General features: G+C 68.3%; 15 protein-coding genes, 1 tRNA gene and 1 other RNA gene. 8 read left to right on the plus strand and 9 right to left on the minus strand.

Going from position 1 to position 14,592, the window contains the following annotated elements; translation table 11 throughout:
- Positions 1 to 40: 40 nt before the first annotated feature.
- The gene (locus BLQ73_RS21940) at positions 41 to 787 is read right to left on the minus strand and encodes a bestrophin-like domain (RefSeq protein WP_176955592.1); all 747 of its coding nucleotides are present in this window, start codon (positions 785 to 787) and stop codon (positions 41 to 43) included.
- 680 nt (positions 788 to 1,467) lie between these two features.
- Here BLQ73_RS21940 and BLQ73_RS21945 point away from each other — a divergent pair.
- A complete protein-coding gene (locus BLQ73_RS21945; protein WP_143020370.1) occupies positions 1,468 to 2,361 on the plus strand; it encodes a hypothetical protein in 894 nt (297 codons plus the stop codon).
- A 51-nt stretch (positions 2,362 to 2,412) separates the two neighbouring features.
- On the opposite strand, the gene BLQ73_RS21950 is transcribed toward BLQ73_RS21945, so the two are convergent.
- The 5 genes from BLQ73_RS21950 to BLQ73_RS21970 all read right to left on the minus strand — a co-directional run bounded on the left by BLQ73_RS21950 (position 2,413) and on the right by BLQ73_RS21970 (position 6,361).
- Positions 2,413 to 3,471, minus strand: a complete 1,059-nt coding sequence (locus tag BLQ73_RS21950) for an aspartate-semialdehyde dehydrogenase (protein ID WP_093172845.1) — start codon at positions 3,469 to 3,471, stop codon at positions 2,413 to 2,415.
- Positions 3,468 to 4,757, minus strand: coding sequence for an aspartate kinase (locus BLQ73_RS21955; protein ID WP_093172847.1), 1,290 nt, complete (start codon positions 4,755 to 4,757; stop codon positions 3,468 to 3,470). The genes BLQ73_RS21950 and BLQ73_RS21955 overlap by 4 nt, the downstream gene beginning before the upstream one ends.
- A gap of 133 nt (positions 4,758 to 4,890) precedes the next feature.
- Positions 4,891 to 5,421, minus strand: a complete 531-nt coding sequence (locus tag BLQ73_RS21960; RefSeq protein ID WP_093172849.1) for a DUF5063 domain-containing protein — start codon at positions 5,419 to 5,421, stop codon at positions 4,891 to 4,893.
- Positions 5,414 to 6,013, minus strand: a complete 600-nt coding sequence (recR, locus tag BLQ73_RS21965; protein ID WP_093172851.1) for a recombination mediator RecR — start codon at positions 6,011 to 6,013, stop codon at positions 5,414 to 5,416. The genes BLQ73_RS21960 and recR overlap by 8 nt, the downstream gene beginning before the upstream one ends.
- Positions 6,014 to 6,361 (minus strand): YbaB/EbfC family nucleoid-associated protein, encoded by a 348-nt coding sequence (locus BLQ73_RS21970; RefSeq protein WP_093172853.1) that lies wholly within the window; start codon positions 6,359 to 6,361, stop codon positions 6,014 to 6,016. It abuts the gene before it with no gap.
- Positions 6,362 to 6,752: 391 nt separating this feature from the next.
- Between BLQ73_RS21970 and BLQ73_RS21975 the strand changes: the two genes are divergently transcribed.
- A complete protein-coding gene (locus BLQ73_RS21975; protein WP_093172855.1) occupies positions 6,753 to 8,234 on the plus strand; it encodes a GAF domain-containing protein in 1,482 nt (493 codons plus the stop codon).
- A 98-nt stretch (positions 8,235 to 8,332) separates the two neighbouring features.
- Here the strand turns inward: BLQ73_RS21975 and BLQ73_RS21980 are convergent, their stop codons facing one another.
- Both BLQ73_RS21980 and ffs read right to left on the minus strand, forming a co-directional pair.
- Positions 8,333 to 10,546 carry a DNA polymerase III subunit gamma and tau gene (locus BLQ73_RS21980; RefSeq protein WP_093172857.1) on the minus strand — a complete coding sequence of 738 codons (2,214 nt, stop codon included), beginning with the start codon at positions 10,544 to 10,546 and terminating at the stop codon, positions 8,333 to 8,335.
- 15 nt (positions 10,547 to 10,561) lie between these two features.
- Positions 10,562 to 10,657, minus strand: an RNA gene (gene ffs, locus BLQ73_RS21985) — signal recognition particle sRNA small type.
- An 83-nt stretch (positions 10,658 to 10,740) separates the two neighbouring features.
- On the opposite strand from ffs, the gene BLQ73_RS21990 reads away from it, so the two are divergent.
- The 3 genes from BLQ73_RS21990 (at position 10,741) to BLQ73_RS22000 (ending at position 12,409) form a co-directional block, all read left to right on the plus strand.
- Positions 10,741 to 10,826: transfer RNA gene (locus tag BLQ73_RS21990), tRNA-Ser, on the plus strand.
- A gap of 261 nt (positions 10,827 to 11,087) precedes the next feature.
- On the plus strand, positions 11,088 to 12,017 hold the full coding sequence (ypfJ, locus tag BLQ73_RS21995) for a KPN_02809 family neutral zinc metallopeptidase (RefSeq protein WP_093172859.1): 930 nt from the start codon (positions 11,088 to 11,090) through the stop codon (positions 12,015 to 12,017).
- Positions 12,018 to 12,094: 77 nt separating this feature from the next.
- A complete protein-coding gene (locus BLQ73_RS22000; RefSeq protein ID WP_093172861.1) occupies positions 12,095 to 12,409 on the plus strand; it encodes a type II toxin-antitoxin system VapB family antitoxin in 315 nt (104 codons plus the stop codon).
- Positions 12,410 to 12,487: 78 nt separating this feature from the next.
- Here the strand turns inward: BLQ73_RS22000 and BLQ73_RS22005 are convergent, their stop codons facing one another.
- A complete protein-coding gene (locus BLQ73_RS22005; RefSeq protein ID WP_093172863.1) occupies positions 12,488 to 13,165 on the minus strand; it encodes a hypothetical protein in 678 nt (225 codons plus the stop codon).
- 184 nt (positions 13,166 to 13,349) lie between these two features.
- Between BLQ73_RS22005 and BLQ73_RS22010 the strand changes: the two genes are divergently transcribed.
- The 3 genes from BLQ73_RS22010 to BLQ73_RS35070 all read left to right on the plus strand — a co-directional run.
- Complete coding sequence (locus tag BLQ73_RS22010) at positions 13,350 to 13,652, plus strand: hypothetical protein (RefSeq protein WP_093172865.1); 303 nt, start codon at positions 13,350 to 13,352, stop codon at positions 13,650 to 13,652.
- 69 nt (positions 13,653 to 13,721) lie between these two features.
- Positions 13,722 to 14,096: a VOC family protein gene (locus BLQ73_RS22015; protein ID WP_093172867.1), complete on the plus strand. Its 375-nt coding sequence runs from the start codon at positions 13,722 to 13,724 to the stop codon at positions 14,094 to 14,096.
- 231 nt (positions 14,097 to 14,327) lie between these two features.
- Positions 14,328 to 14,592, plus strand: a 265-nt coding sequence (locus BLQ73_RS35070) for a helix-turn-helix domain-containing protein (protein WP_143020371.1), incomplete at its 3' end; no start/stop codon positions are given.

Genomic DNA, 14,592 nt, shown 5'->3' on the forward strand with positions numbered 1-14,592 from the left:
GCCCGGTCCGATCGGACCGGGCAGCCGCCTGTGATTTACGTCACGGATTAATTTTCACCGGGAATTGCGAGTCGATCCGGCTGTATTGCTCCATCGCCTCCTGGAAGGCGGTGGGCTCGACCGCGCTGGCACCGCTGTAGGGGTGGCTGATCAGCTGGATGAAGACAACGCCGAAGAGCACCACGACTATTCTGACGACGTCGCCGATAATCGACGCGATCGTGGGCCTGGCGCCGTTGAACCACGGCAGGGCGATGACGAACATCCCCGACACCAGCATCGCCACGAAGAAGATGCTCTCCAGATGGGTGCTCGCGTCGTCGGCACGGATCACTCGGGCGTGGCTGACTTCGGAGGCTCGCGCAAGGGCGTCCTGGTGGCGGTTGCGCGCGATCTCGTCGGTGGGGTTGACCTTGAGCAGAGACGCGCGTAGGTGCTCAAGGGTTGCGCCGGGCACCGGCGAGAGCTTGTCCTCGGCCATGAGCGGCCAGTCGAGGGTGATGCTCTGCGTGGTGTACTGCTTGATCTGGTCGCGGATGTCCCCGGTTTCCGGAACGGGGGCGATCGACCAGTAGAGCTCGGTCAGGGTTTCGGCCTCGGCGGACGCGTCGGTGTCGGCCGCGGTGATGGCGTCGCGGCACAGGACGGCGGCGTATGCGAGGACGAGAAGATAGACGGCAAGCGCCAGGTTGGCGGCAAAGTCAAGGGCGACAGAGCCGTTTTCATCCTTTTCTCGACCTCTGCGTCTGAGGAGCAGAAGCGCGAGCAGGAACACGACCACTGTCACTCCGATGATTATTCCTATCACCCTTAGTCCCCTCCTCGGTTCGTCATCACCGAGAGTAAGGGGATCGGCACATCCAGAACGATAGTTCTTCAATCTTTCCCTGGAACTCCCAGCTACGGGCAAAAATCGTTATACGATGCCCGGCTCTCCAAACCCTGCGGACACCCCACACCTCCCGCGAAAAGCACCCCCAAATTAACCTTGCCCACCCTTATCCCGATATTTCGTGACAACGCCCTGTACGGCCCATGCCCCCGTACGGCCCAAGCCCCACCCCTGCCCTCACCTCCGCCTCGCCCCCTTCCCTCACCCCGGATACAGCCCCCGCCACCTCACATCCGGACGAAGCGCCCTGTAGCCACAAACCAGCCCATAAAGCACATCTCTTATAAAACCTACGACACCACGCTATAGCCGTAAAACTAAATGTTTCCCCCCTCGCCGCCGCCTCCGGCCGCCTCCCTCATGAGCACGACCCAGGCAACCGACCCGCCGGCGAACCGAGGACGCTCAATTAGCGTCCGTCAATAAGCGACGCGCGAGCCAAACCGAAAGCCTCGGTCATCCATACGCACGGTGATGCCCATGCCCCGGTAAAGACTGCTACGCGAGAGGGATCATCCCCGCGAAATCGTGGGATTGATCGTCTTGGCGGAAGGGCAACCGTGAAAAGGGATCATATGTGGACACGTCCCTGCAGTCGGGGGTCAGTTCGGCTGACGATCGCCGCGCTGTTCGCCATGCAGATTTCGATCATCACCATCGCATCGACCGGCGAGCCCGCTGTCGCGAAGACACCCGCGGGCTCGCCCCCGAGCAAGGCCAAGGCCAAGAGCAAGGCCAAGGCCAAGACCAAGAGCAAGGCGAAGGGCAAGGCCAGGACAAAGCGAAAACCCGGCGTGAGCCCGCCGTACCTACCTCGTGCCCATAAGGGTGCAGCGCCCGCAGGGTCGTTGATCAGTCTGACCTACGACCTCGGTGACCTCGTCGAAGTCGCACAGCTCGACCTAGAGCACCCCGACGAGTACGCCTACGTGCTTCCCTACGCCAGCGAGGCCGACGTCGTGGCGATAGAAACCGCGAAGAAGGCGGAAAAGGCCGCGAAGGCCCGTGCCGCACGAAAAGCGACACCCGTGGTGTTGAAGCGGGCGGTCCCGCGTCGAGCGGCGAAGGCTGCGGCCGGGCGGCTGGCGCACAGCGCGGCGATGTACAAGCTGAAGCGGGCCGGGCTCGGCTGGCGTTCCTCTCAAGGGTGTACGCATCGGTGGTTGCGGTATTGCACATCGCTTGAGGCCATGCGCACGGCCACGCTGTCGGAGGCCATCCAACTGAAGAAGCGAAGCGGCTGTCGTGTCGTCGTCACCGGCGGAACCGAGGTGGGGCATGCGCCTGGGCCATACAGTCACGGTACGGGCTACAAAATCGACATCGCCCACAATGCCTGCGTCGACCGCTACGTCAAGAAGAAGTTCAAGTATTTCCGCACCCGCGGGGATGGCGCGAAGCTGTACCGCACCGGAGAGGGCCACGTGTACGCCAACGAGCCGACCCACTGGGACATCCTGGTCTGGTGACAGCGAAGCGCCGCCGCCCACGGGGGGCGGCGGCGCCGGGCCTGAAACGGGTCAGCCGGTGAACTCGACCGCGACCAGCTCGGCGATCTCCGCGGTGTTGAGGGCGGCACCCTTGCGCAGGTTGTCGCCGCACACGAAGAGGTCGAGCGTGTTGGGGAAGTCGAGAGCCTGCCGGATCCGCCCGACGTAGGTCGGGTCGGTGCCGACGACGTCGGCCGGCGTCGGGAAGACGCCCTCGGCCGGGTCGTCGAGGAGGACGACCGTAGGCGCGGCCTCCAGGATGGCCCGGGCGGCCTCGACGGTGACGGCGCCCTCGAAGGTCGCGTGGACGGCCAGCGAGTGGGTCGTGATGACGGGGACCCGCACGCAGGTGGCCGACACCTTCAAGTCGGGAATGCCGAGGATCTTGCGGGACTCGTCGCGCACCTTGAGCTCTTCGGAGGCCCAGCCGTCCTGCTTGAGCGAGCCGGCCCACGGCACGACGTTGAACGCGATGGGCGCCGGGAACGGCGACTCGGAAAGGTCGGGCACGGCCTTGCGCACGTCACCGGCGACGGTGCCGATCGTACGGTCACCCGCGAGGGCCTGGACCTCGTCGTAGAGCCGGTCGCTGCCGACGACGCCCGCCCCGGACACGGCCTGGTAGGAGGCCACGACAAGCTCGCGCAGGCCGTATTCGCGGTGGAGAGCTCCCATCGCGGCCATCATCGAGAGGGTCGTGCAGTTGGGGTTGGAGATGATGCCCTTGGGGCGGTTGCGCACCTGCTCGGGGTTGCACTCGGGCACCACGAGCGGAACGTCGGGATCCATCCGGAAGGCTCCGGAGTTGTCGACGGCGACGGCGCCCCGGGACACCGCGATGGGCGCCCACTCGGCCGACACCTCGTCGGGGACGTCGAACATCGCGACGTCGACCCCGTCGAAGGCCTCGGGCGACAGGGCCTGCACGACCACGTCCTCGCCGCGGACCCGAAGGACCTTGCCCGCCGACCGCGGTGAGGCGATCAGGCGGATCTCACCCCAGACGTCGGGCCGGTTGGTCAGGATGTCGAGCATGACGGTGCCGACCGCACCGGTTGCTCCGACGACCGCCAGGGTGGGCTTGCTCATCGTCCAGTACCTCCGTAAACCACTGCCTCGACCTGGTCGGCGTCGAGGTCGAACGCCCGGTGCGCGGCGGTGACCGCGGTATCGACCTCGTCTTGTCCCACGATGACCGAAATACGGATCTCCGAGGTGGAGATCATCTCGATGTTGACCCCCGCGTCGGCGAGCGCCGCGAAGAACTTGGCCGTCACACCGGGGTGCGACCGCATGCCGGCACCGATCAGCGACACCTTGCCGATCTGGTCGTCGAAGAGCAGCGACTCGAAGCCGACGCGGTCTTGGATCTTCTTCAGCGAGGTCAGCGCGGCCGACCCGTCGGTCACCGGGAGGGTGAAGGAGATGTCGGTGCGTCCAGTGGCGGCGGCGGAGACGTTCTGCACGATCATGTCGATGTTGACACCGGCCTCGGCCAGTGTTTTGAAGATCGCGGCAGCCTCTCCGACCTTGTCGGGGACCCCGACAACAGTGATCTTGGCTTCGCTCCTGTCGTGGGCGACACCGGAGATGATGGGCTGCTCCATCTCGATTCCTTCGCTGTTTTCGTCACGTGTCGCGGCGCCGGAGACCACCCACGTGCCTTCCTTGTGGCTGAACGAGCTTCTGACGTGAATCGGCAGGTTGAACCTGCGCGCGTATTCGACGCAGCGCAGGTGAAGGATCTTCGCGCCGCAGGCCGCCATCTCCAGCGTCTCCTCGTAGGAGATCCGCGGAATCTTCCTGGCGGTCGGCACGATGCGCGGGTCGGCGGTGAAGATGCCGTCCACGTCGGTGTAGATCTCACAGACGTCGGCGTTGAGGGCGGCGGCCAGCGCGACGGCCGTGGTGTCGGACCCGCCCCGACCGAGCGTGGTGATGTCCTTGGTGTCCTGGGACACCCCCTGGAAACCCGCCACGATCGCGATCTGGCCGTTGTCGACAGCCCCCTGGATGCGCCCGGGGGTGACGTCGATGATGCGGGCGCGGCCGTGGCTGGAGTCGGTGATCACACCGGCCTGGGAGCCGGTGAACGAGCGCGCCTCGTGGCCGAGGTTGGCGATCGCCATCGCGAGCAGCGCCATTGAGATGCGCTCACCCGAGGTCAGCAGCATGTCGAGCTCGCGCCCCGGCGGCAATGGAGACACCTGCTGCGCGAGGTCGAGCAGCTCGTCGGTCGTGTCACCCATGGCTGAAACGACCACGACGACGTCGTTGCCGGCTTTTTTCGTCGTGACAATCCGCTGCGCGACCCGCTTGATGCTGGTCGCGTCGGCGACGGACGAACCACCGTATTTCTGCACAACGAGCGCCACGAGATTGTCTCCCCACTCAGAGATGTGGAGCCCACAGTCTAGTGGCGCTCGTTTATGACCCCTCTGGGGATACCAGCATGTGGACATCGGCGTACTACCAGGCGGTACATCCAGGCGACCGCCCCGCCCCGTGTCACGCGGTCGTGCGCTCCTCCACGACGTCGAGTCTGGTGTGCGCGACCAGAGCCTGGAGCGCCCGGAGCGCGGCCCCGGCGTGATTGCCCCAGGTGTTGAAATACGAGTATTGCCACCACCACAACGCCTCAAGAGGGCGTCCCGCCTGGTAGTGCCGCAGCCCGTGGATCAGGTCGGCCGCCACCGCCGCGAGATCATCCGACAGCCGGTACGGCGTGACCGAGGTGTCCTTGTACGGATCGAACACCTCGGCGTAGTCGTCGACCGGGCCGAGCCGCTCGGCGAGAGCCGTACGGATCTCATCGAGGTCCGGGTCCTCGCTGAGGTGCGGCTCCCAGTTGCCGGACAGGATCACGTCCCGGCTGGCGCCGAGCTGCGCACCGGCCAGGCTGACCTGGGAGACCTCCATGAGCAGCAAGGGCAAGGTGGCGTCGCCCCCCTCGCCTCTGGCGAGGCGGGTCAGCCCGTCGAGATAGTTCCGCGCGTGCCCGGCCACCCGTTCGGCGAGGGCATCCCACTCATCAGACATCCAGCAGCCTCCGTCCTTCGAACGCGCGGCCCAAGGTGACCTCGTCGGCGTATTCGAGATCACCGCCCACAGGCAGACCGCTGGCGAGCCTCGTCACTTTCAACCCCATCGGCTTGACAAGCCTGGCGAGGTAGGTCGCCGTGGCCTCCCCTTCCAGGTTGGGGTCGGTGGCGAGGATCAGCTCGGTCACCACCCCGTCGGCCAGGCGGGTCATGAGTTCACGCACCCGCAGGTCGTCCGGGCCGATGCCGTCGATCGGGCTGATCGCACCGCCGAGCACGTGGTAGCGCCCGCGGAACTCCCGCGTCTTCTCGATCGCGACGACGTCCTTGGACTCCTCCACCACGCAGATGACGTGAGGATCGCGACGCGCGTCACGGCAGATCCGACACTGCTCCTCGGCCGCGACATTGCCGCACACCTGGCAGAACCGGACCTTGGCCTTGACCTCCAGCAGCACGTGAGCCAGCCGCTTGACATCGGCGGGATCGGCCGCGAGCAGGTGGAACGCGATCCTCTGCGCGCTTTTGGGACCGACGCCGGGAAGCATCCCGAGCTCGTCGATCAGATTTTGGACGACCCCTTCATACATCTAGAATCCCGGCAGCTGTCCGAGTCCGCCGCCCAGCCCCTGCGCGAGCGGACCGAGTTTCTCCTGCTGAAGGTCGGCCGCCGCGCGCACCGCGTCACGCACCGCGGCGATGACCAGATCCGCGATGGTGTCCGCGGTCTCGGCCGGGTCGGCGGCGTCGACGACCTCCGGACTGATCTTGAGTTCGAGCAGCTCGCCCGAGCCGTTGACCGTGGCCACGACAAGGCCGCCACCGGCCCTGCCCTCGACCTCGGCGTCGTTGAGCTCCTGCTGGGCGCTGACGAGCTGCTGCTGCATGAGCTGCGCCTGCTCCAGCAACTGCTGCAGGTTGACATCCCCTGGGTTCACCGTCGTGCGCTCCTCATAACTCCGCGTCCGTGACTTTCCCGAGCCTACGGTGTTCAGGTCGGCAGTTGCACTGAGCGTCCCCATGCGATCCCGCGAGCCTCGTGAATCGCGGCGAGACGGGGCCCGCGGACGGCTGCGCGCATCAACGCGGGCGAAGATCCCCCAGGCCGGGTCCCGGCCCCCCTCCAACGTCCGGGACCCGGCCTTGACGCGCACCGGAGCGGCCGCACTACGGCGGCGCGTCGGAAAGAAATCTACGTGGGGCGGGGTTGCACACACGTTGCGACCATCCAATCACCCTTCGCGCACACCCGGATCGGCCGAATCGGTTGCGGGAAGGGGTCCGTAACCCGGATGCTTCGCCCAAGAAGTCAAGAATTGGGGGTGGCGAGTGAGCACAGGCCACCTGCACAGCGGGACCCGCCACGACCTTGAGGCGTACGGCGAGCGCGTCCGCGCCGCGCACGAGTCAGCCGTGGCGGACGGCCCCACGCAGATGTGCGCGGCCGGCGACGGGCCGCGCGGATTGATCTCGGCCTCGTGGCGGCGTTCCCTCGCCGCGGGAGTCGACCCGGAGAGCCGTGCCGCGTCGCTGGTCTATGACCACGGCGACCTCGGCGACGTCCGCGCGGCCCATCCCCTGCATCCGCTGCTGCCCGTGCTGGCACACACACTGCTCGGCATGGCCGACGAAACCGGCCACATCATGGTCGTGACCGACGCCGAGGGACGCATCCTGTGGCGCGACGGCAACCACAACAGCATGCGCCGCGCCGACCAGGTCGGCCTCACGGACGGCTTCAACTGGGCGGAACGCGCCATCGGGACCAACGGCATGGGTACGGCTCTCGCCGTACGCCGGCCCGTCCACGTCTACGCCACCGAGCACCTGATCCGCGCCCTCCACCTGTGGTCGTGCAGCGCGGCGCCCATCACCGACCCCGACACCGGCGAGTTACTCGGGTCGATCGACATCAGCGGCACCCGACGCAGCCTGCACCCCGCCACCGTGGCCCTGGTCAGCGCGGCGGCGCACCTGGCGGAAAGCCACCTCGAACTCCGGATGCGCGAACGGGACGACCGGCTACGTGCCCGCTACGAGGCTCAAATACGGTCACGGCGCGACGAACCCTTCGCCTTGGTCACCCGCACCGGCCGGGTCATCGCCGGCGACCCAGCGGGACACTGGGGCGACCGCATCCACCTCCCCATCGTCGGCGACCGCGTCACCCGCCTCGACGGGCAGATCGGCATCCTGGAACCCCTCGGAGAGGGCTTCCTGCTGCGCACCCCCGACCGCACCGGAGCGCCGCCATCGCTGCGCCTCGCCTTCCTCGGCACCGAACCCCCGCAGGCGTGGATCGACGGACGCCGCGTCATCCTGTCGCTGCGCCACGCCGAAATCCTCGCCCTGCTCGCGCTCAACCCGCGCGGCATGACGGCCGAACAGCTCTCCTTCCACCTGTACGGCGACGACGGCAACCCCGTCACCATCCGCGCGGAGATCCACCGCCTGCGGGCGCAGCTCGGCGGCGCGGTCGCGGCCAAGCCGTACCGGCTCGCCACATCCGTACAGGCCGACTTCCTGGACCTCCAGCGCCTCCTGTCCGACAAGGACGCGACCGCGGTCGCCCGCGCCTACACCGGCCCGCTTCTGCCGCGTTCCGAGGCCCCTGAGATCCGCAGGGAACGCGACGAGCTCGAAGGCCAGGTGCGGGCACGTCTGCTCCTCAGCGGGGCCGCCGACGACCTGTGGACCTACGCCCAGACCGAAGGCGGGCGCGAGGACTACGAAGTGCTGGAACGCGTCAACGCCATGCTGCCCCCCGGCGACCACCGCGCCGTCGCCGCCCGCATCCGCCTCCGCGCCTAACCCCGCCCCCGGCCCGCCTGGGTGGCGCTCAGAGGCTCGACCGCGGGTTGCAATCCCACCTCCACCGCCCTTGTCCGGCGGCGGCGCGGGAGCAGGCGCTAGGTGTGGTCGATCTCGCCGATGACCTGCGCGCCGAGCTCGCGTTGGAGCAGGGCCATGCCGGTGACGGAATCCACGTCGCCGGCGTCGGCGTCGGCGTCGTTGAGCGGGTCGACCTCGTCGGACTCCGGCCCCTGGGCCTGGCGGGAGGGGACGGCGTCCGGCCATGCCGAGGCGCCGCCCTGGCGGGGGCCGCTCTGCGCGGCGGCCTTGGCCGCCGAGCGCGCTGCCGCGAGCCCCGAACTCGCCGGTGGGGAACTCGTCGACGGGGAACTCGCCGGCGGGGTGCCGGGGTCGTCTGGACTCGGAGCGTCAGGCCAGGACTCGTCGGTGGCCTGCGAAGCGGCCGGTCGTGGCTGGGGCGCGGCGGGTTGGGACGAGGGCGTAGCGGGCTGGGAGGCCGAGGGCTGGGACGCGGCAGGCTGGGAGGCCGCGGGGGCGGGACCTCGGGGGGCGGGCGTCTGCCGTACGGCACTCGCATGCGGAGCGCCTCCCGGCGATCCGCCCACGACGGCCTCCACCCGCCAGCGACCGCCGAGCACGTCGGCCAGCACGGCGGCGACCACGGAGTCCTTGCCGCCGCCCATGAAGTTCTTCATGGCCCCGACCTGCGCGAAGCCGAGCGTCACCGTGTTGCCTTCGACGCCCACGACCTGGGCGTTGGTGTTGACGTTGGCCCAGACGACGATGCTGCGCCGCTTGAGCTCGGCCAGCACGTCGGCCCACCGCTGCTGCAGGCTGCCCGGCGCTCCGCCCGCCGCCGCGGGAGTCGCAAGCGGCGCGGACGGCGTGGACGGCGCGGACGGTGCCGCCGGGGCGGCCTGCGGCCTGGGGTCTGCGCCGGGGCGCACCGCGGCCGGCCAGTCGCCGCCCGCCCTGGCGGGCTCCTGCGCCGCGTCCTGCGGCGCGGCGGCCTGGGAAGACGGCTGGGCTGGGGGCGCCGGGGCCTGGTGGACCGGAGGCGCGGGCGGCGCGGGCGGCGCCGCCACGGGCTGCCCAGGCTGGGTCGGCACGGGCTGGACCGGCACGTGCGCGATCTGCGCGGCGGCCGGGGACACACCGCTGCGCTCAAGCCGTTCGAGCCTGGCCAGCAGCGCCGTCTCGCCCTGCTCGGCGGCGGGGAGAAGCGCCCGCGCACACGTCAGCTCAAGCACCAGCCGGGGCGAGGCCGCTCCCCGCATCTCCGTCAGGCCGACGTTGAACAGCTCGGCCGCCCGGGTCAGCTCCGCCGGGCCCATCGACGCCGCCTGGCCGACCAGCCGCTCAAGCTCGTCGCCCGGCCGGTCGAGCAGCCCGCTTGAGGCCGCCTCCGGCACATTGGCGAGGATCACGAGGTCGCGGAGCCGCTCAAGCATGTCCATGGCGAAGCGGCGGGGGTCGTGGCCCCCCTCGATCACGCGGTTGACCGCCTGGAAGACCGCCCCGCCGTCGCGGGAGGCGAACGCCCCCACCATCTCGTCGAGCAGGTCGCCATCGGTGTATCCGAGCAGCGACACCGCCCGGCCGTAGGTGATGCCCTGCTCGTCGGCCCCCGCGAGCAACTGGTCGAGAATCGACAGCGAGTCACGGGCGGACCCGGCCCCGGCGCGAACCACGAGCGGCAGCGCCGCCGGCTCGAACGGCACCTTCTCCGAGACCAGGATCTCCTCCAGCAGCGCCCGCAGGGTCGCGGGCGGCATCAGCCGGAACGGGTAGTGGTGCGTGCGCGACTTGATCGTGCCGATGACCTTTTCCGGCTCGGTCGTCGCGAACACGAACTTCAGGTGCGGCGGAGGCTCTTCGACGAGTTTGAGCAGCGCGTTGAAACCCTCGCGGGTCACCATGTGCGCCTCGTCGATGATGTAGATCTTGTAGCGCGCCGAGACGGGGGCGAAGAACGCTCTTTCCCGCAGGTCGCGCGCGTCGTCGACGCCGCCGTGCGACGCGGCGTCGATCTCGATCACATCGAGGTGCCCCGGCCCGGTCGGCGCGAGGGCCACGCAGGACTCGCACTCACCACACGGATCGGGCGTCGGCCCCTTCTCGCAGTTGAGGGAACGCGCCAGAATGCGCGCGCTGGAGGTCTTTCCGCACCCGCGCGGGCCGCTGAACAGGTATGCGTGGTTGATGCGCCCGCTCCGCAGCGCCTGCCGCAGCGGATCGGTCACATGCTCTTGGCCCTTGACCTCTGCGAACGTCCCGGGCCGGTACTTGCGGTACAGCGCGAGGCTCATGGGGCTGCCCTCCAGCTAAGAGACCCCCCGCACACCCGCCAGAGCCCGCTTATCCTTGCTGCCTTCCGGCCCTGGGGAGGTTCACAGGATGACGCCGCGCGAGGGGTCCTGACACAGTCTAGCGCCGTACGGCACCGCCGCGTCCCACGAATTACCGGTCACAGCGACCCCGGAAGTCCGGTAAGCTTCTCGGCGGAGGATTCGCCTAGTTGGCCTAGGGCGCACGCTTGGAAAGCGTGTTGGGGGCAACCCCTCGCGAGTTCGAATCTCGCATCCTCCGCGCTTGGTTGAGGCAGCACAGAAGCCCGGTCCCATCCAGACCGGGCTTCTTGCTGTCCGGACCTTCATCGTTCCGTGGTCGCGGTTGCCGTTCCGACCCGCCCCCGCACGCCGCCGAAGCCCGCACCGGCCGCACGGGACACACACTCCCAGGGCCTCCGCGCCTAGGTCTTTTGCCGTACGCAGTCCTCAGACAGGCGACTACGGAGCGTAGTCGTTTTCGCCGCAGGGAATGACCCGTAACACGGCACGGGAGGCGGCGATGCGGTTCGACGACGAGGCGGAGCTCGATCCTTCGCAGGTGGAGGACATCCGGGCGGCGGGCTCTGAACAGGACGGCCGGGGGCCGGGGTGTCGGGGCCTGTGGTTCGGCGGGCCGGGCGGGGGCTGCCTGTTGGCTCTGCTCGCGATCGGGGCGTTGTTCATCTTCGAGGCCAATCCGCTGCAGTTCATCGAGGGCGAACCTCGGCCGACGTCGGCGAGGCCGCAGCCGAGCCTGCCGCTGCGCACGACGAGCGATCTGGCCGCCCGGTGCCGGACGGGGGCGGACGCCGACCAGTCGCAGGACTGCCGCATCGTGGGCGTGGTCAACAGCGTGCAGGCTTATTGGACACGGGAGTTCCGTCGGCGCGGGGAGCGGTATGAGCAGGCAAAGACGGTCTTGTTCTCACTCGGGGTGAATACGGCCTGCGGCTACGCCGACACCGCCGCGGGGCCGTTCTACTGCCCCATGGAGCAAAAGGTCTATCTGGACCTCACGTTCTTCAGCACGCTGCAGCGTGACTTCGGCACCGCGGGCGGGCCTTTCGCCCAGGCTTATGTGATCGCCCATGAATACGGCCATCACGTCCAGAATCTCACCGGAACCTTGAACCGCGTCGGCGGTGACCGCTATGGCGCGACAAGCGGTTCCGTACGGCTGGAGCTGCAGGCGGACTGTTTCGCCGGCGTGTGGGCGAAGAACGCCGTGGACACCGGTTTCTACCAGGGCCCCTTCACCGAGGAGGACATCACCGAGGCGCTCAACGCGGCTGCGGCGGTCGGCGACGACACGATCCAGCGCCGAACAGAGGGCCGGGTGAACCCAGATGGTTTCACCCACGGCACCTCGGTGCAGCGGGAAAGGTGGTTCGGCACCGGATATCAGACAGGTGATCCCAGGCGTTGCGACACGTTCTCGGGTGCGATCTGAACCAGACAGACCATCCCGACCAGGACGGGGAGTGGCGAAGAAGGCAAAACTCCGGTCTTTCTCCTAAAATTCTCAGGGTGATCTTTAAGCTGGTCGGCGACGGACGGCCTTATCCCGAACACGGCCTCACCCATCGTGAGTGGGCTCAGATACCGCCCCGCCAGGTCAGGCTGGACTCGCTGGTCACCACGAAAGCGATGCTGGACCTCCACTCGCTCCTCGCCGCGGACTCCACCTTCTACGGCGATCTGTTCCCGCATGTCGTGGAGTGGCGGGGTGAGCTTTACCTGGAGGACGGGCTCCACAGGGCCTTGCGCGCGGCGCTGCATCAGCGGTCGGTGCTTCACGCCCGAGTCCTGTCCCTGCTGGAGGAACCGCAGCCCGGCACCTGACCGGCTCCTGACTGCCGCGAGCCCGGCCCCGCGCATACGCCGCGGGGCCGACTCGCATGGTCGCGGGGACGCGCGGGCTCAGTCCCGGGAAGCCTCGGTCACCACGGTGATCTCCTTGCCGGGAGAACCGATCTTGATGTGGATCGTCGGGTTGGTCGTGGTGAAGCTCATGGGGGCCGACGCCGTACCAGCGATCCTGCCAGTGGCCACGGCAGCGGGGGTGGAGGGGATGCTGCGGATCCAGTCCTGCAGGACGCGGGTCGTGGCGACGCGGTTCTTGCCCGCGGCCTCCACCAGCTTGCAAAGGTTGGCCCTGATGAGCGGAGCGAGCTCTTCGCGGCGGTCGTTGAAGATCTTGAGCCATTCCAGCGCGGCGACCTCCCAGAACGACGGGGACTTGCAGACGCCTCCGGCCGGGACCCTCTGGCCGGCCGCGACGAGCGCGTCGTTCACGGTCTCGCTCAGCTCGGCCGGAACGCTGTCCTTCCACACGTTGAGCAGGTCGCTGCGGAACCGGAGGACCTGCCTGACCGTCGGCACCTTGACCCCTCTCACTCCCGCGCAGGCCCGGTTGAAGGCGACGCGGTAGTGCAGGGCTTCCTTCAGCAGGTCGAACACCGTGCACTCGACCTGGGAGGCGGCACACGTCTTCTGCGGCTTGGCGGACTCGGCGCCCGCGGCACCCGCGGCGAGCCCAGGCGCGAGGGCGATCGTTCCGGCGAAAGCGGCGACGACGAGGGCACGAGAAGCTTGCATGATCTCTCCGATCTTCGTCTGGCCCGGATGCGGCCCAGCATCGGTTCTGGTCACGTCCAGCCTTGCTGACCTGCGAAAACACGGAATCAGGCACGCCGGGGGCTTTGCCGGATGATCACGTAATGAAGGGTGCTTCTCGGTGCGGGCACACCGGTCCGCCTCGGGAAGGCATTAACGTGAAGGCATGAGCTCTCAGGGCATCCATGTGGTCGGCATCGAGTCGGCGGCGGGCACGAAGGTCGCCCTGCCTTTCCTGACGCGTGAGCAGGCCGATGCCGTCCACGCGGATTTCGCCGACATGCGCGCGATGCTGCCTGAGGCGCCCCGGACAAGCCCCGAAAACGGCCCGTGCGACCTGTGCGATGGCACCGGCGGCTGGACCGAGCGGCGCGAGAGCAGGTCCGCTTCCGGCAGCACCGTCGTCACCAACGTCAACGTGCCGTGTCTGCTCTGCGCGGGCAGCGGGCAGATGCCCGACCTGGCCTGACCGGCGCTCGGCGACGCGAGCTGGCGTTGTCAGCGCACGATGTCGTAGCCGAAGCACATAATGCAGCACATGACTCAGCTATCTCCGCACCGACACCATGCCATTGACTACGTGGAGCTCACGGTCACCGACCTTGAGCAGGCCAAGCGCTTCTACACCAAAGCGTTCGGCTGGCGATTCAACGACTATGGGCCAGGGTACGCCGGCATCCAGAGCCCGCAGGGGGAAGCCGCACCCGAAGTAGGCGGTCTCCGCACAGGCCAGGAGGTGCGGGCAGGCGGCCCGTTTCTGCTGCTCTATTCCACCGACCTGGACCGGTCTGTGGAGGCTGTGAAGAACGCGGGCGGCCAGGTGGTGAACGGGCCGTACGAGTTCCCCGGTGGACGCCGGTTCCACTTCACTGATCCGAGCGGGAACGAACTGGGCGTCTGGGCTGAGGCGTAAGCTACCCATGCCACCCTCGGTCCGTTTAAGCTCTGCCACCCGCACAGCATGACGGCCGCGCGCCGCGCGCCGCGCGCGACAGAGTCCGGCAGCGCATCACATACAGAGTCCGGCGGCGCATCACATACAGAGTCCGGGCGGCGCATCACATCACAACAGGGCGAACGTTGCCTGCTGCGGCACTAGTGTCCCGCACCTGAAATCTAGGCAGTAAATCTCTACCCTGTTGCCATGTCGCATCCAGGCCCTGCCGCAGTCGAGATCGCCTTGTCGGAGGACGAGCGTGCCGAGTTGGTTCGCCGGGCCGGTTTATCGGATAGGCGTCTGGCTGAGCGGGCCCGGATTGTCCTGGCCTGTACTGAGGGCATGTCGAACGCGGGTGCGGCGCGGGAGGTCGGCGTCGCGGTCAAGACGGTGGCCAAGTGGCGGCGCCAGTTCGCCGGACAGCGACTGGCCGGCCTGGACGACACCGGCCGTATCGGCAGGCCGAAGGCCG

The organism is Sinosporangium album (genome assembly GCF_900100605.1).
Classification (GTDB): domain Bacteria; phylum Actinomycetota; class Actinomycetes; order Streptosporangiales; family Streptosporangiaceae; genus Sinosporangium; species Sinosporangium album.